Annotated in this window: 11 protein-coding genes; 10 read left to right on the forward strand and 1 reads right to left on the reverse strand. The window is 64.6% G+C overall.

Going from position 1 to position 25,210, the window contains the following annotated elements:
• The first annotated feature begins 8 nt into the window (after positions 1–8).
• From glcF to OGV19_RS13070, 10 genes are all read left to right on the forward strand, one after another.
• Entirely contained in the window at positions 9–1,250 is a 1,242-nt protein-coding gene (gene glcF, locus OGV19_RS13025; protein WP_264313754.1) for a glycolate oxidase subunit GlcF, read from the forward strand.
• Positions 1,251–1,500: 250 nt separating this feature from the next.
• Entirely contained in the window at positions 1,501–2,652 is a 1,152-nt protein-coding gene (locus OGV19_RS13030) for an LLM class flavin-dependent oxidoreductase (protein ID WP_264313755.1), read from the forward strand.
• Positions 2,653–2,671: 19 nt separating this feature from the next.
• Positions 2,672–3,736 carry an ABC transporter substrate-binding protein gene (locus OGV19_RS13035; RefSeq protein ID WP_264313756.1) on the forward strand — a complete coding sequence of 355 codons (1,065 nt, stop codon included), beginning with the start codon at positions 2,672–2,674 and terminating at the stop codon, positions 3,734–3,736.
• Positions 3,733–4,791 carry an ABC transporter substrate-binding protein gene (locus tag OGV19_RS13040; protein WP_264313757.1) on the forward strand — a complete coding sequence of 353 codons (1,059 nt, stop codon included), beginning with the start codon at positions 3,733–3,735 and terminating at the stop codon, positions 4,789–4,791. The genes OGV19_RS13035 and OGV19_RS13040 overlap by 4 nt, the downstream gene beginning before the upstream one ends.
• 329 nt (positions 4,792–5,120) lie before the next feature.
• Positions 5,121–7,364 (forward strand): TonB-dependent receptor, encoded by a 2,244-nt coding sequence (locus tag OGV19_RS13045; RefSeq protein ID WP_264313758.1) that lies wholly within the window; start codon positions 5,121–5,123, stop codon positions 7,362–7,364.
• A gap of 140 nt (positions 7,365–7,504) precedes the next feature.
• Positions 7,505–9,952 (forward strand): TonB-dependent receptor plug domain-containing protein, encoded by a 2,448-nt coding sequence (locus OGV19_RS13050; protein WP_264313759.1) that lies wholly within the window; start codon positions 7,505–7,507, stop codon positions 9,950–9,952.
• A 242-nt stretch (positions 9,953–10,194) separates the two neighbouring features.
• The gene (locus tag OGV19_RS13055; RefSeq protein WP_264313760.1) at positions 10,195–10,947 is read left to right on the forward strand and encodes an ABC transporter permease; all 753 of its coding nucleotides are present in this window, start codon (positions 10,195–10,197) and stop codon (positions 10,945–10,947) included.
• A gap of 10 nt (positions 10,948–10,957) precedes the next feature.
• Entirely contained in the window at positions 10,958–11,713 is a 756-nt protein-coding gene (locus OGV19_RS13060; protein ID WP_264313761.1) for an ABC transporter permease, read from the forward strand.
• 11 nt (positions 11,714–11,724) lie between these two features.
• A complete protein-coding gene (locus OGV19_RS13065; RefSeq protein ID WP_264313762.1) occupies positions 11,725–12,510 on the forward strand; it encodes an ABC transporter ATP-binding protein in 786 nt (261 codons plus the stop codon).
• A 58-nt stretch (positions 12,511–12,568) separates the two neighbouring features.
• Positions 12,569–12,865: a chorismate mutase gene (locus OGV19_RS13070; RefSeq protein WP_264313763.1), complete on the forward strand. Its 297-nt coding sequence runs from the start codon at positions 12,569–12,571 to the stop codon at positions 12,863–12,865.
• Positions 12,866–12,946: 81 nt separating this feature from the next.
• On the opposite strand, the gene OGV19_RS13075 is transcribed toward OGV19_RS13070, so the two are convergent.
• Positions 12,947–25,111 carry a peroxidase family protein gene (locus tag OGV19_RS13075; RefSeq protein WP_264313764.1) on the reverse strand — a complete coding sequence of 4,055 codons (12,165 nt, stop codon included), beginning with the start codon at positions 25,109–25,111 and terminating at the stop codon, positions 12,947–12,949.
• Positions 25,112–25,210 lie beyond the last annotated feature (99 nt).

The raw sequence follows: 25,210 nt of genomic DNA on the forward strand, positions 1-25,210 counted from the left end.
GCCATGCCATGCAAACCAACCTGAGCGAAGCCGCCAAACGTCTGGCCCGCGCCGAAGAGGCCGAAAGCATTCTGCGCAGCTGCGTGCACTGTGGTTTCTGTACGGCCACCTGCCCCACCTACCAGTTGCTCGGCGACGAACTGGACGGGCCACGCGGGCGTATCTACCTGATCAAGCAGGTGCTCGAAGGCGCACCGGTCACTGCCAGTACCCAACTGCACCTGGACCGCTGCCTGACCTGCCGCAACTGTGAAACCACCTGCCCTTCGGGCGTGAAGTACCACGACCTGCTGGACATCGGCCGCGCCGTGGTCGAACAGCAGGTGCCGCGCCCGCTTGGCCAGCGCCTGCTGCGCCAGGGCCTGCGGGCGGTGCTGCCGCACCCCGGGTTGTTCAAGGCCCTGTGCCGCTCCGGCCAGGCCTTGCACCCGGTGTTGCCGCTGGCCCTCAAAAGCAAGCTGCCGGCCCACGTGACCGCGCCCGGCGAGCGACCGGCGCCGCGCCATGCACGCCGGGTGCTGTTGCTCGAAGGCTGCGTGCAGCCTGCGCTGTCGCCCAATACCAACGCCGCCGCCACGCGCCTGCTGGACCGGCTGGGGATCAGCGTCGAACCGATCCGCGAGGCCGGTTGCTGTGGCGCGCTGGATTACCACCTCAATGCCCAGGCCCAGGGCCTGGAGCGTGCCCGGCGCAATATCGACGCCTGGTGGCCAGCCATCGAGGCGGGGGCTGAAGCCATCGTGCAGACCGCCAGTGGCTGCGGCGCGTTCGTGCATGAATATGCTCACCTGCTGGAGAAGGACACGCGTTACGCCGCCAAGGCCGCACGGGTCAGCGCCTTGTCCCGCGACCTGGTGCAAGTGCTGCGCGAAGAGCCGGTCGAGCAGCTTGGCGTGTGCGCCGAACAGCGCCTGGCCTTTCATTGCCCCTGCACGCTGCAACACGCACTCAAGCTGGGCGGGGCGGTTGAAAGCCTGCTGACCCGGCTGGGCTTCACCCTCACGGCGGTGCCGGACGGGCATCTGTGCTGCGGCTCGGCGGGTACCTATTCGCTGACCCAGCCTGAGCTGTCGCGCACGTTGCGCGACAACCGCTTGAATGCCCTGGAAAGCGGTAAGCCGCAGATCATTGCCACCGCCAACATCGGCTGCCAGACCCACCTCGACGGGGCGGGGCGCACGCCGGTGCGGCACTGGATCGAAATTGTCGATGCTGCTTTGAACCTGGAGGGCCGTACAGGTACGCCTTGAGTTTTCGGGCGTCTGTGAGATCGAGCGCCGCGCGGGCGGCGCTCGATCTCACAGACGCTGCAAAACCCCAAGCCCTGCACCTGGCGCCCCCTGCTGCTCCCCCAGCATCCACTGCTGCCCCGCTGCTGCTCCAGCAGCACCCCGCCCATCTCCCGCAGCGCAAACCCCCACCCTGCAAGCCGCTCCCTGCGCATGGCACAGCCGTTGCACCACGCTCCGCACTCGCACAACCTCCCCATCAGGAGCCCCCATGACCACCGAATTCTTCTGGCGCCTGCCCCTGGGCACCGATGGCCCGCAGCTGTCCACCGACCGCCACAACCGCGGCAACCCTCACCACCGCCCTGGCAATATCGCCCCCGGTCGCCTGCCCAACGGCGAAAGCGACGGTTTCACCTACATCGACTACATCGCACAGGTGGCCAAGGCCGCCGAACTGGCAGGCTTCGAGGGCGCCTTGCTGCCCACCGGCCCCGAGCCGTGGATCGCTGCCGCGGCGCTGGCCCGCGAAACCCGTCGCATACGCTTCCTGATAGCCTTCCAGGCTACCTGGACCCTGCCCGCCTATGCCGCGCAGCAGGCCGCCATTCTGCAGAACCTGAGCGGCGGCAGGCTGGATTGGAACATCATCACCGGCGGTAACCCGGCCAGCCAGCGGGCCAACGGCGACTTCCTCGAACATGACTTGCGCTACAAGCGCACCGGCGAATTCCTCGATGTGATCCAGGGCCTGTGGGAGCAGGAAACGTTCTCCTACGAAGGCGACATCTATCGCCTGGAAAACGGCAGCCTGCCACCCGGCCTGCAACACGAACGCAAGCCGGGCGTGTACTTCTCCGGGTTTTCCGATGCCGCATTGGAAGTGGCGGCGCGCCACGCCGATGTGTACCTCAACTGGGCCGAGCCGATCGACAAGCTCAAGCCCCATATCGACCGGGTCAGGGAGCTGGCCGACAAACAAGGGCGCACGGTGCGCTTTGGCCTGCGCGTCGACCTGTTCGCCCGCGAGACCGAGGAGCAGGCCTGGCGTGAACTGCGCCAGCAGTTCGAGCGCCTGGAAGGCAAGGCCAGCGCCTCGGCCAAGGGTTTCGTGACCGGCTCCGACTCGGTCGGTGGCGCCCGCCAGGCGGCCTATCACCAGCACCTGCAGGGGTTCGACGAGCTGATTCTGGCGCGCAACCTTTGGGCCGGTTTCGCCAAGGCCAAACCCGGCCCGACCGTAGGCCTGGTGGGTAGCCACCAGCACATCGCCGAGCGCCTGGCCGAATACCGTGATGCCGGTTTCAGCACCTTCATACTGGCCGCCAACCCGCACCTGGAAGAAGCCCTGCGCATCGGCCAGGAAGTGCTGCCGCTGGTGCAGCAGGCTGCGGCCACTCCCCCTTTGAAGGCCAGCGCCTGAACCCGACCGGAGCATGAACATGAGCCAACCCCTCGATACCCTGTGGTACACCCGCTGTCCGGTGCCCACCGGCCTGGGCATCGCCGTGCAGCAAGGCTGGCTGCAGGACGACCTGGCCAGCCTAGGCACCCAAGTGCAGTCGCTGCGCGAGGCCGACCAGCAGGCGGTGCGCGAATCGCACTTCGACCACAGCCTGCTCAACTCGGTGCGCCACGGCGGCAGCATCCCGGCGATCTGGGCGCGCGCCCAAGGCCGCGAAACCCGCGTGATCGGTTTGTCCTGGGCCGATGAGGCGCAGTTGATCCTGACCCGTCCGGGCAGCGGCATCGACACGGTCAAAGACCTCAAGGGCCGTCGCTTCGGCCTGCCCGACTGGGCCTCGGCGCAAATCGACTTCACCCGCGCCCAGGCCCTGCGCGGGCTGGAAAACGCCTTGAAACTCGAAGGCCTGCAAGTGGGTGACGTGGAACTGGTCAACTACCGTTACGACGGTACCTTCAGCGACCGCCCGGTACGCAATGTGGCGGGTACACCGGTGTCCAGCACGCAAAGCGAAGGGCGTAACCTGGAACTGGCCGGGCTGCTGCGTGGCGAGGTCGATGCGATCTTCCTCAAAGGCGCCAGCGCCGTGCAACTGGCCCATGCCTTTGCCTTGCACACGGTGATCGACACCGGCAGCCACCCCGACCCGCTGATCCGCAGCAACAACGGCACGCCGCGTACCCTGGCGGTGGACAGCCACCTGCTTACGCAACACCCGCAGGTGGTGCGCACCCTTCTGTCCTCCGTACTGCGCGCCGAACGCTGGGCTCATCAGCACCCGGACGAAACCCGCCGCTACCTGGCCCGGGAAACCAACAGCAGCGAATACTGGGTCACGGTCGCGTACGGCGCCGATGCGCATTTGCGCCTGAGCACCCGCCTGGATGACCAGGCCATCGACGCGCTGCAGGATTTTGTCGAGTTTCTCAAACGCTGGCGCTTCATCCCCAACCGGTTCGCTGTACGTGACTGGATCGACCGCCAACCCCTGGACCACTTGCTGGCCCCCACTCCCCTGGACAGGAAGCCCGTTACCCCATGACCAAGCCATTGGAAACGCTCTGGTACACCCACAGCCCCGTGCCAACCGGCCTCGGCATTGCCGTGCAATCCGGGCGCCTGGCCGAGGCCTTTGCGCCGTTCGGCACCAACATCCAGTCGTTGCGCGAGTCCAGCGAACGGGAGGTACGTGAAGCCCACTACGACCATCACCTGCAAAACTCCGTGCGCCACGGCGGCAACATCCCGGCGATCTGGGCCTACGCCAGTGGCGTCGAAACCCGCGTACTGGGGTTGTCGTGGAGCGATGAAGTGCAGTTGATCCTGACCACCGAAGAGAGTGGTGTGCGCAGTATCCGCGACCTCAAGAACCGCCGCTTTGGCCTGCCCAAGTGGGCCAATGTGCAGATCGACTTCACCCGCGCCCAGGCCCTGCGCGGGCTGGAAAACGCGTTGAAGCTCGAAGGTTTGAACGTGGCCGATGTCGAACTGGTCGACTACCCCTACGGCGGCACCTACAGCGACGATGCCAAGCAGCACCTGTATGGCGCCGAAGTGAGCCTGGACACCAGCCGTTTCAGCCGCCGCAACAACGAACTGATCGGCCTGTTGCGTGGCGACATCGATGCGATCTTCCTCAAAGGCGCCCATGCCGTTCACCTGGCCCACGAATTCGGCCTGCGCGTGGTGGTCGACACCGGTAGCCACCCCGACCCGCTTATCCGCAGCAATAACGGCACGCCGCGCACCTTGACCGTGGACCGGCACCTGCTGGAAGAGCATTTCGATGCCAGCCGCACGCTGGTCGACACCGTGCTGCGCACCGAGCAGTGGGCCTGGGCCAACCCTGAGGAGACCCGGCGTTTTCTGGCCCGCGAGCTGAACACCAGCGAGTACTGGGTGGCAGCGGCGTATGGTGACGATGCCCACCGGCGCTTGCGCACGACCCTGGACAGCCGCTCGATCGAGGCGTTGCAGGACTTCACCGAGTTCCTGTTCAGGTGGGGGTTCATACCGCGCCGCTTCGATGTGCGGGAGTGGATCGACTTTAGCGTGCTGGAGCGTGTGATCGGCTCGACTTCGCGGTTGGCTGTTTGAATTTGGGGGCGCTTTGCGCCCCTTTCGCAGGACAAGCCCGCTCCCACAGGGATTGCAGCAACCTTTGGACTGTTGCCCCCACAACCTCTGTAGGAGCGGGCTTGTCCCGCGAATGGGTTACAAAGCAGCCCCCGGCAATCCCACCCCGAAACTGCTGCCTGACCCGCACCTGCTGCCCCAGCAGCACCCGCCAAGCACCCCACTGCTGCCCTACCTGCAACAGCCCCCTTAAAATCAAATTTAATTCATATAATTCAATATCTTACAAACATGGCACAGTCCCTGCTCTAGCTCTCCCCAACAACGCTTTACATACGGGGAGATCCACCATGCACCAACTCCATCCACTGGCCCGCCAGATCAGCCTCGCGCTGCTGTTGGCCGGCACTGGCGGCCAAGCCGTCGCCGCCAGCGAAGACACCAAGACCGAGCCAGCCCTGGAAACCGTCACCGTCACGGCCCAGCACCGCGAGCAGACCCTGCAGGAAGTACCGGTCGCCGTGTCGGCGATCAAGGGCACCAGCATCACCGCCGACGGCGTGCGCTCGATGGGCGACATCACCACCTTCGTACCCAACGCCTCCGCCAAAAACCCCGACGGCGATGGTCGCCCGCGCTGGTACATCCGTGGCCTGGGCACCGGCGACACAGGGGCCGCGACGGTGTTCCCGGTGGGCATCTACGCCGACGATGTCTACCTCAACGCACCGATCGCCGGGGGCGGCCCTCTGTTCGACCTCGAACGCATCGAGATCCTGCGCGGGCCGCAGGGCACCCTGTATGGCAAGAACACCACGGCGGGCGCAGTCAACGTGATCTCCAAAAAGCCGACCTTCGACACCGACGGCTACGGCACCGTCGGCTTCGGCAGCAAGAACGAACGCATCCTCACCGGTGCCATCGGCGGCGCGCTGGTGGACGAAAAGCTGGCCGGTCGGGTGTCGCTGTACTCCGAAGAGCGTGATGGTTTCCAGAACAACGACTTCGACGGCAACACCTATGGCGACGTGAACAAGAAGGCGATCCGCCTGCAGTTCCTCGCCCAGCTCAACCCCGACCTGGACGCGCTGCTCAAACTGCACAGCCGCCAGTTCAAGGGGGACGGCAGCAACGGCTCGCTGCCCGTAGGCCGCTACTACAACGTCGGTTACGAACGCCCCCATGGCCGCGACATTTCGCTCAACGTCAACGAAGATTACCGCCTCGACCACGACGGCGCATCGCTGACCTTCAACTGGTACCTGGGCGACTACACCCTGACCTCGATCAGCGCCTACGACTACATCCGCAACCGCTCGACCAGCGACGCCGACTACACCCCCTACGAAGTCAACGGCGCCGCAATCACCGACAACAGCTACCGCCAGTGGTCGCAGGAGCTGCGCCTGGCGTCGCCGGAAGACCGCCCGCTGCACTGGCTGGCAGGCGCCCACTACTTCCATGAAGACCTGGACAGCTCAGCCCAGCGCATCATCACGCCGGGCCCGACCCCCAACGGCACCGGCTCCAATCAGGTCGGCACCACCGCATTGCGTGACCTGGGTTACGACCACCGCACCGACAGCTACGCGCTGTTCGGCAACCTGACCTACGACTTCACCGATGACTTCAGCGTCACCGGTGGCCTGCGCTGGACCCAGGAGAAAAAGGACATCGACCTGGACCTGGTGCAACTGACCCGCGCCACGGCCAACGGCCCGCTGATCCCGCTCGGTGGCGTGGGCAGCAACGGCAATCGCCAGGAAGACAAGACCTGGGAAGCCTGGACCTACGACCTGACCCCCGAGTACCGCATCAACGACAACCTGCGGGTGTTCTTCCGCTACGCCCACGGCTTCCGCTCCGGCGGTTTCAACACCGGGCTGTCGACCAGCCTTGCACAGCTGACCACGGTCGATCCGGAAGAGCTGGATGCCTACGAGCTTGGCCTGAAATCCGAATGGTTCGACCGCCGCTTGACGGTCAACGCCAACGTCTTCTACTACGACTACAAAGACATCCAAGTGAACCTGCTGACGGTCAACAACGGCGTCCTCACCACCGCCTTGACCAACGGCGCCAAAGGCAAGGTCAAAGGTGCGGAGCTGGAGATCGAAGGCCAGCCGACCGACCGCCTGCACCTGCGTGCGGCGGTGTCGTTCCTCGACACCGAGTACACCGATTTCAAGAACACCAACCCCACCACCGGCGCTGTGACCGGCGACTACAGCGGCAACAGCTTCGTGCGCTCACCGCGCAACGTGGTGTCGCTGGGGGCCGACTACACCATCCCGCTGCAGGTCGGCGGCAAGCTGGTGGCCGGTGGCGACGTGAGTTTCCGCGACAAGGAGTACTTCCTTGCCGACCGCCAGAGCAGCGCTGACGAAACCCTGAGCCAGCCGCACTACACCCTGGCCAACGCCCGCCTCACCTGGTTCAGCCCCGACGACAAGCTGAGCGTGACCGGCTTCGTCAATAACCTGACCGACCGCCGCTACCAAGTGCATGGCCGGCCCAACGGGACCGCCGGGCAGTACGTGATCACCTACGGCGACCCCCGCACGGTGGGCCTGAGTGTCACCAGCCGCTTCTGAGTTGCCCTTTCGGACCCTATCGCCGGCAAGCCGGCTCCCACAGGTACTTCGCTGAGCCTGAGAACCGTGGGGGCCTGTGGGAGCTGGCTTGCCAGCGATAGGGCCAGCACTGCCAATACATCATTCAGCAGGAATACCCCATGCCCCACTACACCCCCTTGGCCAGCGCCATCGCCCTGGCCATCGGCAGCCTTGCCGTGCCCGCATTCGCCGCAGAACCCGCCGCCAACCTCGACACCGTGGTCGTGGTCGGCACCCACCGCAGCGACGTCACTGCCCTGCAGAGCGCCGCGCCCGTCGATGTGCTGAGCGGCGAAAAACTGCAAGAAACTGGCGCCAGCGACCTGTCCGCCGCGCTCACCGCCTTGTCGCCGTCGTTCAGCTTCCCGCAATCGCCGCAAGGCGCCTTCGCCGGCTCCATCGCCCAAGGCGCCTCGTTGCGCGGCCTGGCCTCCGACCAGGTGCTGGTGCTGGTCAACGGCAAACGCCGCCACACCAGCGCCAACGTCACCCGCCAAGGCCTGGTCAACGCCCGCGGCGCGGCGGCGGTGGACCTCAGCCTGATCCCGCTGTCGGCCATCGAGCGGGTGGAGATCCTGCGTGATGGCGCGGCCGCCCAGTACGGTTCGGATGCCATCGCCGGGGTGATCAACATCGTCCTCAAGGAGCGCGACGACGGCGGCAACGCCGGCTACCGCTTCGGCGGCTACAACAAAGGCGACGGCCTGCAGCGCAAACTCAGCGGCTGGAAAGGCTTTGCCTTGCCCAACGACGGCTTCCTCACCCTGGCCTTCGACGCCGGCAGCCAGGACCCGGCCAGCGATACCCGCGATGACAACCGCATCTTCTACCCAGGCTCGACCAGCATCGACACCCCGCGTGAGCAAAACAACCGCTACCGCAACTGGCGCTGGGGCTCGGGTAACGTCTCTGACCAGTACAACTTCACCGCCAATGCCGAGATGGGCGTTGGCGAGGGCTTGAGCGCCTACGGCTTCGCCACCTATGCGCACAAGAACTCCGACGCCGAGAACTTCTTCGACCCGCCCACCACCCTGCGCAACAACTACGGCAGCGTGGCCCTGGCGCGTTACCCCGACGGCCGCCTGCCGGTCACCCGCTATGGCCTGGAAGACTTTGCCGTCACGGGCGGCCTGCGCTTTGAAAACGAAACCCTGGGCAACTTCGACCTCGCGCTGAACTACGGCAACAACCGCGTCGACTCCACCGACCGCGACGCGATCAACCCCAGCTGGGGCAACGCCAGCCCATCGACCATCTACACTGGCCGCCGCGAAGCGGACCAGACCAACCTGACGCTGGACTGGACCCGCGACTACGCTAACGACTGGCTGTTCAAACCCCTGACCGTGTCGGCAGGGCTGGCCTGGCGCCAGGAGAACTACGACCTCACAGCAGGTGACGCAGCCGGCTGGTCCAACGGGCCGCTGTTCAACACCATCGATCCCGTGTCTGGCCGGCGCATTCCCGGTTATTACTCGGGCATCACCCAGGTCGATGCGGTGTCACTCGACCGCCGGGTGATCGGTGCCTACTTCGATGTCGAAGCCCAGCTCACCGAAAAATTCCAGGCGGGCGTCGCGGTGCGCAGCGAGCACTATTCGGACTTTGGCGACACCACCAATGGCAAGCTGTCGCTGCGCTACGACTTCACCCCTGAAATTGCCGCACGGGCCAGCGCCAGCACCGGCTACCGGGCGCCGTCGTTGGTGCAGAGCGGGTTGTCATCGTTCAGCGTGCAGGTGGTCGAGCAGCCACCGGGCAGCGGCAACTGGGTCGAGGTGCAACAGCGCACCCTGCGTGCCGACAGCCCGGAGGCGGCGCTGCTGGGTGGCAAGTCGCTCAAGCCCGAGGAATCGACCAACGTCTCCGTGGGCCTGGTCTGGCGTCCGCTGCCAAACGCCTCGCTTACCCTGGATGCCTACCGCATCGACATCGACAACCGCATCACCCTGTCCGACCAACTGCCGTCGTCGGTGGTCACGCCCATTTTCGCCGGCACGCCCTACGCCAATATCCAGAGCGCTGCGTTCTACACCAACATCGCCGACACCCGCACCGATGGTTTCGAGCTGGTCGGCCACTACCAGCTTGAGCTGGGCGGCTGGGGGCGCCTGGACTTCAACGGCGGCTATGCGCGCAACAACACACGCATCACCGGGCTGGACGATGTGGGCAGTATCTCCGGCAACCAGATCATCGGCCGCAACACCCAAGGCCTGATCGAGGACGGTACCCCCAAGGACAAGCTGACCTTGAGCGCCAACTGGCTGTATGACGGCTGGAGCGTCACCGTGGCGCAGCGGCGCTATGGCGAATGGCAGAGCCGCAACGCCGCCAACCCGGCGCTGGACCAGACCTTCGGGGCGCAGTGGGTGACCGACCTGGATGTGTCCTACCGCTTCGACCTGGGGCTGACCTTGTCGGCGGGCGCGATCAACCTGTTCGACAGCCACCCGGACAAGCTGGAGGGCGCGCAGCTGTATGGGGTGCCGAAGTATTCCATCACAAGCCCCGAGGGCGCGCAGGGAGCGTTCTACTACACCAGCGTCAGTTACGATTTCTGATCAGCGACCGCGCTGGCTTCTTCGCGGGCAAGCCCGCTCCCACAGGCCTTGCACCAACCTGTGGGAGCGGGCTTGCCCCGCGAAGACGCCAGCACACCTGTTGCTGACGGCCTGCTGCTGGAGCAGCAGCCCTGTGCTGCTCCAGCATCACCTCGTGCTCAGCCCCCGTACTTCCGGGCCTTCACCGCCTGGCACAGCTCTTGCGATAGCCCTTTCTATCGTCTGCTTTCCCAAGGCCCGCCATGCGCTTGCTCTCGCCCCTCTCCTGGTTGATCTCCCCTGTGGCCCTGCTCGCACTCTGGGCCGTGCTGGCCAACAGCGGTCTGTTCCCTGCCAACTTGCTGGTGCCACCCCTGGAGGTCTGGCGCAGTTTCAGCGAGCTGTTGGCCACCGACGAACTGCAGGCGCACCTGGCCGCTAGCCTTTCGCGCCTGGCCCTGGGTTTTGTCGGCGGCGCGCTGGGCGGCCTGGCCTTCGGCACCGCATTGGCCTTGTCGAAAACCGTGCAAGCCTACTGCGCACCGCTGTTTCACACCCTTCGGCAGGTGCCCAGCATCGCCTTGATCCCGATGTTCGTGCTGCTGTTTGGCGTCGATGAAACCTTCAAGATTGTCATCGTTGCCAAGACCGCGTTCTTCCCCGTGGCCCTGGCCACCTGTGAAGGGGTGCGCGCCATCCCGCGCAGCCACTTCGAAGTTGCAGCGGTGTACCGCCTGCGCTGGCCCACGCTGGTGGGCCGTATCGCCCTTCCCGCGGCCGTGCCGGCGATCGTCACTGGTATCCGCATCGCCCTGACTCGCGCCTGGGTGGTGCTGGTGGCATGCGAACTGCTGGCGGCAGATAGCGGGCTGGGCCAGATGATCGAAATGGGCCGGCAGATGCTGCGTATCGACGTGGTGATGGTCGGCGTGGTGGTCACCGGGCTGATCGGCTTCACCCTTGACTACGGCCTGCGTCGCGTCGAACGACGCTTTACCGGCTGGCAGAGCCGCTGAGGAATTGCTGATGACACTGAAAAATCTGCGTGGCCTGGTGTTGCCGTTAGTGCTGCTCGGCGCCTGGGAATACGCCTCGCGTCAAGGTGCTGCCGGTGCCTATGCCTTCGTGCCACTGGCCCAGGTCGGTTCGGCATTGACCGAACTGCTGGGCAGCGGCGAACTGCTGGTCAACCTAGGGGCCAGCCTGCTGCGCACCTGCACGGGCCTTGCCATCGGCGTTGTCGCGGGCATCGGCCTGGGCGCCTTGATGGCCCTGTCGGTGCCGGCCAACCGCCTGATCGCGCCGCTGTTCCATGCCCTGCGCCAGGTGCCGATGCTGGGCTGGATCCCCTTGATCGCCCTGTGGCTTGGCAACGGCGAAAGCGCCAAGCTGCTCATCGTCAGCCTGGCGGCTTTGTACCCCATGGTGCTCAACACCTTCGAGAGCCTGCGCCAAGTCGAGGGCCAGCACCGCGAGGCTGCCCGGGTGCTGATGCTCAGCCGCTCACAGCAGTTGCGCTTGATCCTGCTGCCCGCGGCCTTGCCGGGCATCGCCGCCGGCGTTCTGCAGGCGCTGGCGTTCGCCTGGGTGACCTCGGTGGGTAGCGAACTGTTCCTGTCCTCGGGCGCCGGCCTTGGCAGCCTGATGATGACCGCCGAGGCCGGCGCACGCATGGAGATCATCGTGGTCTGCGTGCTGTGCATCGGCCTGTGCGGCTACCTGATGTCCTGGCTCTGCACCCTCCTCTCCCGCCGCCTGCTGCGCTGGCGCCCGACCCGTTGAAAGGCCCGACCATGAACGCCATCGCCCACGCTTTACCGACCACCGCCCCCCACGGCGCACTGACCCTTCGCGGCCTGAGCAAAACCTACGCCCTCAAGGGCAAGCCGATGCAAGTGCTCAAGGACATCGAGCTGAACATCCGGCCTGGTGAATTCGTCAGCATTGTCGGCGCCAGTGGCTGTGGCAAGTCCACGCTGCTGCGGCTGATCGTCGGCCTCGACCAGGACTACCAGGGGCAGATCCTGCTCGACCAGCAACCCGTGCACGGGCCGGGCCTGGAGCGCGGCATCGTGTTCCAGGACCACCGCCTGTTCCCGTGGATGACCCTGCAGCAGAACATTGCCCTGGCCCTTAAAAACCACGCCATGCCGGCCGCGCAGAAGGACCGCCTGGTGGCCGAGCATATCGAACTGGTCGGCCTAAGCGGATACGAACAGGCCTACCCACACCAGCTCTCCGGCGGCATGGCCCAGCGCGCGGCCATTGCCCGGGCGCTGGTGAACAAACCCAAGGTGCTGCTGCTGGACGAGCCGCTGGGCGCCTTGGATGCACTGACCCGAGTGAGGCTGCAACAGGAACTGCAGCGTATCTGGGTGCAGGAGCGCTGCACCGTGATCATGGTCACCCATGACATCGAGGAGGCGCTGTACCTGGGTGACCGGGTGATCGTGATGGATGCCCACCCCGGCAGAATCCGCGAGGACCTGCGCATCGACCTGCCGCACCCGCGCGAGCGCGACAGCGCGTTGCTGCACGACTACAAGCAACGGCTGTTGGGCGAACTGGTGGGGCATTGAGCTGCAAGTGAAATGGCCTGTGGTACTGTGCTGCGACACACCTGAAGGAGACTGCCACATGGACGTACGTTGCACCTCGATCGAGGACGTTCGCTCGCGCATCGATCACATCGACCAGAACCTGGTCGCCCTGCTTGCTCAACGCGGCCAACTGGTCGCCCAGGCGGCGACGTTCAAGAAGACCACCGACGATGTGCGCGCACCGGCGCGGGTCGAGCAGGTGATTGCCAAGGTGCGTGCAATTGCCAGCGAGACAGGCGCATCGCCCGAGGTGGTGGAACGGGTGTACCGGGCGATGATTGCGGCGTTCATCGATGAAGAGCTGAAACTGCATGCCGCGTTGAACGATGAATGAAACGGGGCCGCTTAGCGGCCCCGATGTACATCGACTCTGGTTTAGATGATTGAGGGCATCCCTTGCCCTCACCTGCGCGACTCACCCCACCAGGACGAAGTCTGCCGCCGTCACAGTCGTGGCGTCGGCTACCCCTACCAGGCGAATCGAGTCGGCAGCGCCGATGCTGACCAGCGTATCGGCGCCGACATCGGCGATGGTGACGTTAGCCGCAAAGGTTGCCGCAGTGATGTTGAATGCAGTGATATCCAGCAGGTCCTGCCCTCCCGCCAGGTTGGCATCGAAGTTGATGATCAGGTCGGCTCCGGAGCCGGCAGCGAACTGGAAGGTATCGTTGCCATCGCTGGCGATCATCGTGTCATCACCCGCGCCGCCGTTGACCGTGTCATCGCCAACCGCACCGTTGATGAAGTCATTGCCGCTACCACCCGACAGGATGTCGTTGCCATCATCACCGAACAACGTGTCGCTGCCTGCCCCACCGTTCAGGATGTCATCGCCCAGACCGCCATCCAGGCTGTCGTTGTCGTCGCCGCCGTTCAAGGTATCGTTGCCAACGCCACCCAGCAGTTGGTCGTTACCCGCACCGCCGTCGAGGGTGTCGTTACCTGAACGACCGGTGATGACGTTGTCCAGGCCGTTACCCGTGCCGACGAAGTTGGCGGCGCCGAAGTAGGTCAGGTTCTCCAGGTTGCTTCCCAGCGTGTAGCTGGTCATCGTCGTGCGCACAAGGTCGGTACCTTCGCCTGCCAGTTCCACCAGCACGTCCGCAGCAGTATCGACCACATAGCTGTCGTTACCGGCGCCGCCCACTAGCTGGTCGATGCCTGCACCACCGTTGAGGAAGTCGTTACCGGCACCGCCGATGATGGTGTTAGCCAGGATATTACCCACACCCACGAAGTTGCCGGTGCCGGTAAAGGTCAGGTTCTCCAGGTTGGCGCCGAGCGTGTAGTTTGCCAGGCTGGTCTGCACCAGGTCGGTGCCCCCTCCAACTGCGTCGCTGACGGTGTCACCGGTGTTGTCGACGACGAAGGTGTCGTCACCGGCACCGCCAATCATGATGTCTGCACCAAGCCCACCGTTGAGTGTGTCGTTGCCTTCGTTGCCGGTAAGGGTGTCATTGCCCGAACCACCGGTGATGACGTTGTCCAGGCCATTACCGATACCAGCGAAGCTGGCGGCGCCGAAGTAGGTCAGGTTCTCCAGGTTGGTTCCCAGCGTGTAGCTAGTCATCGTCGTGCGCACAAGGTCGGTACCCTCTCCTGCCAGCTCCACGAGCACGTCTGCGGCGGTATCGACCACATAGCTGTCGTTACCGGCGCCGCCCACTAGCTGGTCGATGCCACCCCCACCGTTGAGGAAGTCGTTACCGGCACCGCCGATGATGGTGTTGGCCAGGATATTACCCACACCCACGAAGTTGCCGGTGCCGGTAAAGGTCAGGTTCTCCAGGTTGGCGCCGAGCGTGTAGCTTGCCAGGCTGGTCTGCACCAGGTCCGTGCCCCCTCCAACTGCGTCGCTGACGGTGTCACCGGTGTTGTCGACGACAAAGGTGTCGTTGCCGGCGCCGCCAATCATGCTATCGGCGCCTGCCCCACCGTTGAGGACATCATTGCCCGAGCCGCCGATAAGGACGTTGTTCAGGCCGTTACCGGTACCGACAAAGTTAGCGGCGCCGAAGTAGGTCAGGTTCTCCAGGTTGCTGCCCAGCGTATAGCTGGTGATCGTCGTGCGTATGACGTCCGTGCCACCGCCTGCCAGTTCCACGACTACGTCGCCGGCATTGTCGATCACATAGCTGTCGTTACCGGTGCCACCCACCAACTGGTCGATACCTGCACCACCGTTGAGGAAGTCGTTACCGGCACCGCCGATGATGGTGTTAGCCAGGGTATTACCCACACCCACAAAGTTGCCGGTGCCGGTAAAGGTCAGGTTCTCCAGGTTGGCGCCGAGCGTGTAGTTTGCCAGGCTGGTCTGCACCAGGTCGGTGCCACCTCCCAACGCCTCGTTGACGGTGTCCGCAGGGTTGTCGACGACGAAGGTGTCGTCACCGGCACCGCCAATCATGATGTCTGCACCAAGCCCACCGTTGAGTGTGTCGTTGCCTTCGTTGCCGGTAAGGGTGTCATTGCCCGAACCACCGGTGATGACGTTGTCCAGGCCATTACCGATACCAGCGAAGCTGGCGGCGCCGAAGTAGGTCAGGTTCTCCAGGTTGGTTCCCAGCGTGTAGCTGGTCATCGTCGTGCGCACAAGGTCGGTACCCTCTCCTGCCAACTCCACCAGCACGTCTGCGGCGGTATCGACCACATAGCTGTCGTTACCGGCGCCGCCCACCAGCTGGTCGATGCCACCCCCACCGTTGAGGAAGTCGTTACCGGCACCGCCGATGATGGTGTTAGCCAGGGTATTACCCACACCCACGAAGTTGCCGGTGCCGGTAAAGGTCAGGTTCTCCAGGTTGGCGCCGAGCGTGTAACTTGCCAGGCTGGTCTGCACCAGGTCCGTGCCCCCTCCTGCGGCCTCGGTGACGGTGTCACCGGTGTTGTCGACCACAAAGGTGTCGTTGCCGGTACCGCCGTTCATGGCATCTGCGCCCAGCCCACCGTTGAGTATGTCGTCGCCAGCACCGCCGAACAGCTGATCGTTTCCGGCCAGGCCATTGAGCGTGTCATTGCCTCCCAGCCCTGACAGCACGTCATCAAGCGAGGTGCCAGTCAAGGTGTCTGCACCCGGAGTGCCTTGCAGCACCACCCCTTGCAGTGGCGGCACAACCGCTGTCGCGGCCGAGGTGACCGTCTCCAGGGTGCCGAAGCCATCGGTGTAGCGCACGACCACGCGCAGTTGCAGGTCACCCTGCGCAGTGCCCGGGGTAAAGGTGGCCGCAGTCGCACCGACGATGTCGGTAAACGACGTGCCAGAGCCTTGCTGCCACTGGAAGCTGAACGCTCCCAACCCATCCACATCGGCAATACTTGCGGTGAGTGCGCTCAGCACTTGCCCCTGCTCCGGTGTAGTGTCGCTGATCAGTACCGCTCCGGTCGGTGCATCGTTGGCGTTGGCCACCGGGTCGAGGATGTCGGAGGCGATGCTTTCATGCACGCCGAAGTCATCCACGTAGCTGACCACCACCCGCATGTTCTGCCCCACCTGGGCCTGGGTCAGGACGAAGGTGCTGCCAATGGCGCCAACGATGTTGACCCAGCCAAGCCCCCGGTTCGACTGCCACTGGAAGGTGAACTGCGGATTGCTCAGGCCGTCGGCATCGACGATGGTCGCCGTATTGGCGGTCAGCGTCTGGTTCTGCACCAGCAGCCCGGTCACGGCCGGCCCGGCGCTCGGCGCGCTGTTCGGTGCCGAATCGACGATCTCCAGGGTGCCCTTGGCATCCTGATACACCGCCCGCACCCGAATGCTCAGCCCCGCCACATCGTCCGCGACCCGGTAGGTGCTGCCAATTGCCCGCGACACCTCGCCTGCGGCGACGAAGGTGATGTCCTCGTACACACCCGAGCCCGGCAGTTGCTCGACCTGCCAGTAGTAGGCGACCGGCCCGTTGACCGCACCGGTGGGGTTGCTTGCACTGACGTTGTCGGCATCGTGCACCGCTAGGTCAGAGACACGCAGCAGTTGCCCAGCTACAGGTGCGTCCGCACGCCCGCCCGTGGCATCGTCAAGGATCGCCAAGTGGCCCGATGGGTCAGCGTTGACGGCCGTGCCGACACCGGAGGCAATGGCACGGTCAGAGAACTGCAGACGCTCGATGCCGGTCAACCGATCGACACCATCACGCCCCGCCACCAGGTCGGTGACGATGACCGCATTGCCATCGACCACCACGTTGTAGTCGGTCGCAACCCCCGAGAACAGCGCGGTATCGAAGCTGTCAGTGCCGTTCAGGATCTCCCGCACGATCACCAGCTGGCCTGGGTTGTAGGTACCGTTGAGCATCAGCGGCACCATGGGCTCCATGCTGTCGAACGTGGCGATTTCCGGGCCGGTGCCATCGCTGTTGGCGCGTACGCTGATGCGCACGTTGAGCCACTTGTCACCGTCGAGAATATCGTCGCCGCCGCGGCCTTCGATCAGGTCGCTGCCGCTGCCGCCAAGGATGATGTTGCCGCCATCGTAGAAGGTCGCACCGGCAGCCAACAGGTCGGCCAGGCCGTTGATCAGGCTGATGTTGGTCAGCACGCTGCCATTGGCACCGGCGGTGGGCAGCGAGGCGGCATCTTCGTTGTCACCGCGCAGGAAGTCGCCGTGTGCCGAGCCCGAGAGCCCTTCCATGATGTCGAAGCGCACCAGTGCCGAAGCACCCGATCCCGGCACCGATGGCACATCGAAGAAGCGGTCGGTGTAGTCGATGGTCACGCCCTGGGCAAGCCCTTTGAAGGTTGCCCAGTCGTAGCCGGAGCCGCCGATATAGCGGTCACCGAAGCCGAGGCTGCCGACCATGATGTCGTCGCCACCTTCACCGTTGAACTTGTCGTTTTCGTTGCCGCCGATGAACACATCGTGGCCGATCACTGGGTCGTTGCCGAGTGGGTCGAAGTTGTCACCAGGCGCACCGTCCGAGGTGCCCTTCTCGATCCAGTCGTCGCCTTCGTTGCCCATGTCCTGTTCGTTGGCCTTGCTGCCCAGGATGAAGTCATTGCCTTGGCCGCCAATGGCCTCGGAAGCATCCTCGCCGGTGACGATGAAGTCGTTGCCAAAGCCACCAATGATCAGGTTGACGCCATTACCGCCGTGCAGCACGTCATTGCCGTCGCCGCCCTGGATATTGTCGTCGCCGCCCACGTCGCTGATGATGTCGTCGCCGGCACCACCGCGCAGTTGGTCGTTGCCATTGCCGCCTTCGATGCGATCGTTGCCGGCATCACCCCACACCGTGTCGTCACCACCGCCAGAGACGAGGATATCGTCGCCGTTGGTGCCGCCCAGCACGATGTGCTCTTCACCGGCGTAGCGGATGTAGTTGGTGTCTGGCCCTGCGGTCAGCGGGTTGTCGCGGAACACCACCTGCTGGCCGTTATCGCCCAGCGGGTCGACATTGCCCAGGCCATCGTTGTACTGCTTGCTGCGGTCCACTTCGAGGTAGAACGCCGGGTCAGAGAACACCAGGCCCGGCAAGTGGGTGGCCGAGGTGTTGGCCATGATCAGCTTGGCGAACGAGTTGCTTTCAAGCTCGGCATTCATCGACAGGCCAGCGGTGCGTTCCAGGTAGTAGAAGCGGTCGCCGTCCTGGAGTTTTTCCAGCTGGTTCTCGAACACGAAGTTGAAGGTCGAGCCGAGCATGCCGCCGAACGGGGTTTTCGCTTCGGCAAGGCCGCCGATCCACAGGTCGATGGCATCGACCCCGGTCACCGTGACAGCCTTGAGGTCATCGGCGGTGCCCAGCACACCGTCTTTGCCGGGCAGCGTCACGTTGGCCCAGGCCCCGGTACCGTTGAGGAAGTCCAGCCGGTCGAGCGGCGAACCGTCACCGCCGAACACCAGCGCCATGGCCGCCGCGCGCTTGTCCACCAGGGTAGTCGCCCCGGTGATGGTGCTGTGGGTGCCGTAGGCGGCGATGAAGTTGATCAACGACTCCGGATGCTTGAGGTGCTGCACCAGGTCGACCCAGCTGCTGTAAGGCTTGAGTTGGGTATCACCGGTTTGCCCGAAGATATCGCGGCGCACGGCGTTGAGCGAAGGAATCCCCACATCGCGGCCACGGGCGATGTTGATCGCCGGCAGGTCGAGCGGCAGGCCAAGCAGGTTGTTGCGCAGCGCCTCGGTGACGAACTCGTCGATTTCGTTACCGGCCTGGCGCGTGACCCCGCGCACGATGGCGCTGGTCGCGTCCTCGGGCGTGACACCACTGGCGGCGTACGCCAACGGGTTGAGGAACGCGGCAATCAGGCCAAGCTGCTGATCGGGGTTGGTGCTAGTCGGGTCATTGACCACGTTGAAGTCGATGTCGAAACGGTCGACGGTTTCGGTCAGCATCGAGTGGCCGAAGCGGTACACGGTGTGCGCGAACTCGGCGACGATCGAGGCATCGAGGTCGACGTCATAGACCTGGGTCGGGGCGAAGAACAGGTCAACGCGGGGCTGAATGGTGCGGGCGAACTCCTCGAACACCAGGTGCTGATACTGCATCTCGGTGCCGAACTTGGCTGCCTGGAACAGCCGCTCGCCATTCCACACCAAAGCATCGATCTCGGCCTGGCTGGCAGGCAGCGCGTTGACCGGGTTGAGCAGCCACTCGTTGAGGAAGGCCACGTCGCCCGCATCGAGCACGGTGTCCTTGGTCTGCGCCACCAGCCGATTGTGCTCGGCGTGGAAGATCGCATGCACAGCGGTCAGGCCGATGTTTTCGTTGACCCGGCCGTCGCCGGCAATGTAGTGCGCATCCAGCAGCTCGTTGTCGTAGGCCAGGTTGGCACCTGTCTGCGGGTTAACCGGCACGGCGTTACCGACCAGCGCATCGGCATCCGGCGCCAGCACGCCACCGCTGAACACCGGCACGGCATTGTGGGCGATGTCGGCAAGGAACTGATGGCCTGTGCGCACGGCATTGGTCAGGTCGATCGGGGCCAGCGGGTTGCCTTCGACCAGCACGTCATCCGCTGTGCCGCCAAGGCCGTCGGCGCCCTTCATCACCACCATCGGGTAGCCATTTGGCCCCTTGATGAAGTTGCCATAGGCGTCGGTCGCCAGCAGCGGAACGTTGTCGACGTCGGCATCGGTGAGGTGAATGCCGAGCAGGTCGTTGGCCTGCGCCTTGACCACTTTCCAGGTCGCCATGCCACCGATTTCACTGTCGTCCGCACTGCCGAACTTGCCATCGGCGCCAAGGTCACGGTTGGTGATCAGCCGGCCAGTGGCGACTGGGCCTTGGTCGGTCATCTGATAGCCGCGCAGGAACACCTGGTGCGAGGGGTGCGAGCTGTAGGTCTGGTTCTGGTCCACGAACGGCGTGGTGGTATTGGTGTGCTCATGAATGTCGTCGGCGTTGCCAAGGATGCCATCCGGCCCGGGCAGGTTGGTGGCACGGGTCAGCACCATGAAGTTGGCGTTGCCGCCCGGCACGTACAGGGGGTCATCCGGTTGCAGCGGGATGAACACAGTGCCCGAGCCGCCTTTGGTGACCAGGTCCAGGCCATGGTCGAAGAACTGCCCGAAGAAGGTCATCCAGGCGTTGAACGGCGCAGACAGCCCGGCATCCGCCGTGGTGTTTTCGAACAGGTAGACATCGTGGTCGTCCGTGGTGCCGAACTGGCCATCCAGGCCAGGGCTTGCGACGATCCGCACGCCATCTTTGAGCACGTCGTCATTGCCCGGCGTGCCGAAGTTGAGCACACCGTCCGCACCGGGGTCGTAGGCCGTGGCGTAGGCCGCCGGGTTATTCGAGGTCTGATCGACGATCAGGTTGCTGATGGTGCGCGGTTGCGAGTCGAACACCGCACCGCTGGTCTGCTGGTAGGACGACCCCGGTATGGCAGGCGAGCCGGGGCCGAAGAAGCCGGCCGGCGCGCCTTCGGCCGGGTTGAACACCGGGTCGGTCAGGCGTGGGAAGACGTTGTCGGCGGCACCGAATTGGGTGTTGTTGGTGCCGTTGAGGTTCATCAGGTTGTTGTTCGAGCCGTCCACTGCACGCAGGCCCAGGGGCGCGCGGATGTTCGGGACCAGCGAGAGAATGTCTTGCCCGGCGGCATCGGCCTCGGCGATCTTGATCTGGGCCAGGATGAAGTTAAGGTCGGAGCGGACCATTTGCAGGCCCGCACCACCTTCGCTGGCATCGACCACAGGCGTTGGCGCCGTAGGTACCACGGGCGCGCCAGGCTCAACCACGGCAGTGGGCTGGGAGAACAGCACCTCGGTGGTGCCATGGGCGTCCTGGTAGATCGCCTTGACCCGCAGCGACAACCCGGCCAGGTCCGGCGAGACCTTGAACGCCGTGCCATCGGCGCTCTGGAACGCCAGGTCGCCGGCCGGCAGCAGGATGATGTCCTCGAACACACCGCTGCCCGGGTCCGCCTCGAACTGCCAGTAGTAGGACACCGAGGTGTTGTTGAGCAGGCCTTGCGGGTTGGTCGGCGAAATGTTGTCGCCATCCAGCACCCCGGCCATGCTCACGGTCAGCATGTCGCCTACCGTTATCGCGCCGCCGTTGCCGTCGGTGACGGTCGGGCTGCCGGTAGGCTGGGCATTCACCCCTGGCACCAGCACCCGCTGGCCGTCGGAGAATTGCAGGCGCTCGATATGCAGCAGGGTATCGGTGCCGTCACCGCCGACGGTATCGGTTACCGTCCATATATCGTCCGCCACATCGGCCGTGCCCCGGGTGTTCTGGGTGACCACGTAGTCGGCCTGAAGACCGGAGAACACGGCGGTATCGAAGGCAGCCCCGCCCGTCGAGGTGCCCGGCAGGATTTCCCGCACGGCCTTGAGCTGGCCAGGGTTGTAGGTGCGGTCGAGCATGAACGGGATCATGTCGACCATGCTGTCGAAGCTGGCGATTTCCGGCCCGGTATGGTTGACATCATCCGGGGCATACACGGCGATCCGCACGTTGATCCACTTGTCACCGTCGATCAGGTCATCGCCACCACGGCCCTCGATCAGGTCGCTACCATTGCCGCCGAGGATGATGTTGCCGGTGGCAAAGCCCGTAGTGGGCAAGCCGGCGTCAGCCAGGAACTGCTCCAGCCCACGGATCAATGCCACGTTGGTCAGCGCACTGCCGGTGGCACCGCCGTGGTTAAGAATGGTGACCGCATCGACGTCATCGCCTTTGAGCACATCGCCGAATTTGGAACCGGACAACCCTTCGACTTCGGCAAAGCGATCGAGGATCGAGGCCGGCGAGGCGCCGACCGGGTTGAACACCCCGGCGTTCTGGTTCGGCGCGTTGCCATGGGGCTGCGCCAGCGCAGCCAGGCTCAAGTCGACGGTCACGCCGACCTGGTCATTCTTGTAGGTCACCCAGTCGAAACCGGACATACCGTCCATCTTGTCCTGGGCATCGCTGCCGACAAAGATGTCATCACCGCCTTCGCCAATCATTTCGTCGAAGCCACCGCCACCGACGAAGATGTCGTTGCCGATCACTTCGTCACCCAGCAGGGGCGCGAAGTTGTCGCCGGGGGCGCCGTCCTGGGTGCCCTTCTCGATCCAGTCATCGCCCTCGTTGCCGGTCGGTGGCAGGTTGGTCTTGGCGCCGAGGATGAAGTCGTCGCCCTGGCCGCCGAAGGTGGTGCTGATGTCTTCGGTGGTGATAATGAAGTCCTGGCCGTCGCCACCCAAAATCAGGTTACCGGCGACCCCCATGCTGCCGGCTACGATCACATCGTTACCGGCGTTGCCTTCCAGGCGGTTGTCGCCAAACGAGTCGGTGATGATGTCGTCGCCCGCGCCGCCCAGCACCGCATCGTTACCCGCCCCGCCTTCGAGGCGGTCGTTGCCGCCGTCGCCGTAGACAGTGTCGTCACCTTCGCCTGAGATGATGATGTCATTGCCTGCGGTGCCACCGAGGACCACATGGTCTTCACCGGTGTAGTGCAGGTAGTTGCTGTCGGCGCCCACGGTATCCGGGTTGTCGCGGATCACCAGCGGCACGATTTCCTGGCCGTAGATCAGGATGCCGCCCGTTGGGTCGGCCTTGCCGTCGGCACCCAGCCCGGTGAACTGGTTGGCCTGGTTCACTTCGAGGGTGAAGGTGGGCGTCAGGAACACGGTGTTGGACAGGTGGGTGACATCGGAGTTGAGCATGATCAGCTTGGCGAAGGAGTTGTTTTCAAGCTCCGTGCCGAAGTTCGTGCCCGCCATGCGCGACAGGTAGTAGAAGCGGTCGCCGTTCTGCAGCGCTTCCATCTGGGTTTCGAAAATGAAGTTGAAGCTCGACCCGAGCATGCCGCCGAACGGCATCTTCTGCTCGGCCAGGCCACCGACCCAGAAGTCAATGGTGTCAACGCCGGTGATGGTCACCCCGGTCACGTCGTCGGCAGTGCCCAACACCCCGTCTTTACCGGCCTGGGTCACGTTGGCCCAGGCGCCGGTACCGTTGAGGAAGTCGAGGCGGTCCGCGGGCGCGCCGTCGCCACCGAATACCAGGGCCATGGCCGCCGCGCGCTTGTCTGCCAGCGTGGTGGCCCCTGTGATCGAAGCATGGGTACCGTATGCAGCGATGAAGTTGACCAGCGATGCGGGGTGCTTGAGGTGGTCGGCAAAGTCGACCCAACTGATGTACGCCTTGAGCTGGCTGTCGCCGGTCGCGGTATAGAACTCACGACGGGCCTCGTTCAGCGACGGGATGCCGGTGTCGCGCCCGCGTGCCAGGTTCAGTGCCGGCAGGTCGAGCGGCAGGCCCAGCAGGTTGTTGCGCAGCGCTTCGGTGACGAACTCGTCGATCTCGTTGCCAACCTGACGCGTCACGCCACGGATAATCGCCCCGGCCGCCTCATCGGCGGTCGCCCCACTGCCGGCGAACGCCAACGGGTTGAGGAAGGCGGCGATCAGGCCGAGCTGCTGGTCGGGGTTGTTGGGGTCGGAGAGGATCGGGTTGAACTCAGGGTCGAAGCGGTCGACGGTCTCGGTCAGCATCGAGTGACCGAAGCGGTACACCACATGGGCGAACTCGGCGAGAATGGCCGGGTTGATCGAGGTGTCATAACCGTTGGGCGCCAGGAATTCGTCGATCTGCGGCTGGATGGTGCGCGCGAATTCTTCGAACACCAGGTGCTGGTACTGCATCTCGGTGCCGACCTTGGCCGCCTGGAACAGGCGTTCGCCGTCCCACACTAACGCGGCGATAGCGGCGGGTGTGGTCGGTAGGGCGGCAACGTCATCCACCAGCCATTCGTTGAGGAAGGCCAGATCGCCCGCGGCAAGGATAGTGTCCTTGGACTGCTGGACCAGGCGGTTGTGTTCGGAGTGGAACACATGGTGCACGGCGGTCAGGCCGATGTTTTCGTTCACCCGGCCGTCGCCGGCGATGTAGTGGGCGTCGAGCAGTTCGTTGTCATAGGTCAGGTTGTTGCCACCTGCCCCCACCTGCTGGGCATTGCCCACGTCGCTGTCGGCGTCGGCCTGCAGCACGCCGCCGACCACTACAGGGGCCGCGTTGTGGGCGATGTCGTCAAGGAAGCCATGCCCGGTGCTCACGGCATTGGCCAGGCTGATGGGCGCGGCGCGATTGCCTTCGACCAGCTGGGTCACGTCATCGGCGGTCCCGGCGATACCGTCAGCGCCGTTGCTGACGCGCATCACCACCTGTGGCATGCCGTTGGGCCCCCGCAGGAAGTTGCCATAGGCATCGGTCGCCAGCAGCGGCACGTTGTGCACGTCGGCATCGGTCAGGTTGATACCGAGCACGTCACGGGCCTGGGCCTTGACCACGGCCCAGGTGGCCATGCCGCCACCCTCGCCATTGCCATCGTCAGCCGTGCCGAATTTGCCGTCAGCGCCCAGGTCACGATTGGTGATCAGGTTCCCGGTGGCGATCGGGTCGCCTGCGGCGTTGAGCATGTACTCGCGCAGGAACACCTGATGCGAGGGGTGTGAGCTGTAGGTCTGGCTCTGGTCCACGAACGGCGAGGTGGTGTTGGGCTGGCTATCGTCTGCGGTGCCGACCACGCCGTCCGCGCCGGCCGTGCGCACGGCACGCGACAGCACCATGAAGTTGGTCGGGCTGTCGGGCACGTACAACGGATCATCCGGCTGCAGCGGAATGAACACGATGTCGGTCGCGCTTTTGGTCACCAGGTCCAGGCCGTGATCGAAGAACTGGCCAAAGAAGGTCATCCAGGCGTTGAAGCCAGCGGTCAGGCCCGCGTCTGCCGACTGGTTGGGGATGAAGAACACCGGTTTGTCATCACTGGTGCCGAACACGCCGTCAAGGCCGGGGCTCATCACCGGCGCGGCGCCACCATTGGCCTCGACTGCGGCCGGGTTGTTCGGCGTCTGGTCGACGATCAGGTTACTGATGATGCGAGGCTGCGCGTCGACCACCGTGCCGGTTCCGACGTAGGCCGCACGATAGGCGGGGTCGAGCAAGCGCAGGAACGCGTTGTCGGCGGCGCCGAACTCGCTTTGCCCAGTCACCAGGTTATTGAAGCTGCCGTCCACGGTGCGCAAGCCGAACGGCACCTGGCTGTTGGGCAGCAGATCGGTGAGATTGGCGCCCTTGGCGTGGGCTTCGGCGATAAAGATCTGCTTGAGGATGAACTCCAGGTCCGACTTGCTGAAATTGGCCATTTCAATTGCCCTCGATCTATCGGGAGAGAGAAACAGGGCAACAGGGTCCTTCCCGCGCCCAGTCAATGCTGACGTGCGCAGTTCGTGGTTCGTGGTTCG

Origin of the sequence: Pseudomonas putida (genome assembly GCF_025905425.1) — a bacterium.
In the GTDB taxonomy this organism is placed as follows: domain Bacteria; phylum Pseudomonadota; class Gammaproteobacteria; order Pseudomonadales; family Pseudomonadaceae; genus Aquipseudomonas; species Aquipseudomonas putida_AF.

What these genes read in the sequence shown, in the direction of transcription:
- OGV19_RS13035 (WP_264313756.1), top strand. Translation starts at nt 2,672, where the DNA reads ATGAGCCAACCCCTCGATACCCTGTGGTACACCCGCTGTCCGGTGCCC.
- OGV19_RS13045 (WP_264313758.1), top strand. Translation starts at nt 5,121, where the DNA reads ATGCACCAACTCCATCCACTGGCCCGCCAGATCAGCCTCGCGCTGCTG.
- OGV19_RS13065 (WP_264313762.1), top strand. Translation starts at nt 11,725, where the DNA reads ATGAACGCCATCGCCCACGCTTTACCGACCACCGCCCCCCACGGCGCA.
- OGV19_RS13030 (WP_264313755.1), top strand. Translation starts at nt 1,501, where the DNA reads ATGACCACCGAATTCTTCTGGCGCCTGCCCCTGGGCACCGATGGCCCG.
- OGV19_RS13075 (WP_264313764.1), bottom strand. Translation starts at nt 25,111, where the DNA reads ATGGCCAATTTCAGCAAGTCGGACCTGGAGTTCATCCTCAAGCAGATC.
- glcF (WP_264313754.1), top strand. Translation starts at nt 9, where the DNA reads ATGCAAACCAACCTGAGCGAAGCCGCCAAACGTCTGGCCCGCGCCGAA.
- OGV19_RS13050 (WP_264313759.1), top strand. Translation starts at nt 7,505, where the DNA reads ATGCCCCACTACACCCCCTTGGCCAGCGCCATCGCCCTGGCCATCGGC.
- OGV19_RS13070 (WP_264313763.1), top strand. Translation starts at nt 12,569, where the DNA reads ATGGACGTACGTTGCACCTCGATCGAGGACGTTCGCTCGCGCATCGAT.
- OGV19_RS13055 (WP_264313760.1), top strand. Translation starts at nt 10,195, where the DNA reads ATGCGCTTGCTCTCGCCCCTCTCCTGGTTGATCTCCCCTGTGGCCCTG.
- OGV19_RS13060 (WP_264313761.1), top strand. Translation starts at nt 10,958, where the DNA reads ATGACACTGAAAAATCTGCGTGGCCTGGTGTTGCCGTTAGTGCTGCTC.
- OGV19_RS13040 (WP_264313757.1), top strand. Translation starts at nt 3,733, where the DNA reads ATGACCAAGCCATTGGAAACGCTCTGGTACACCCACAGCCCCGTGCCA.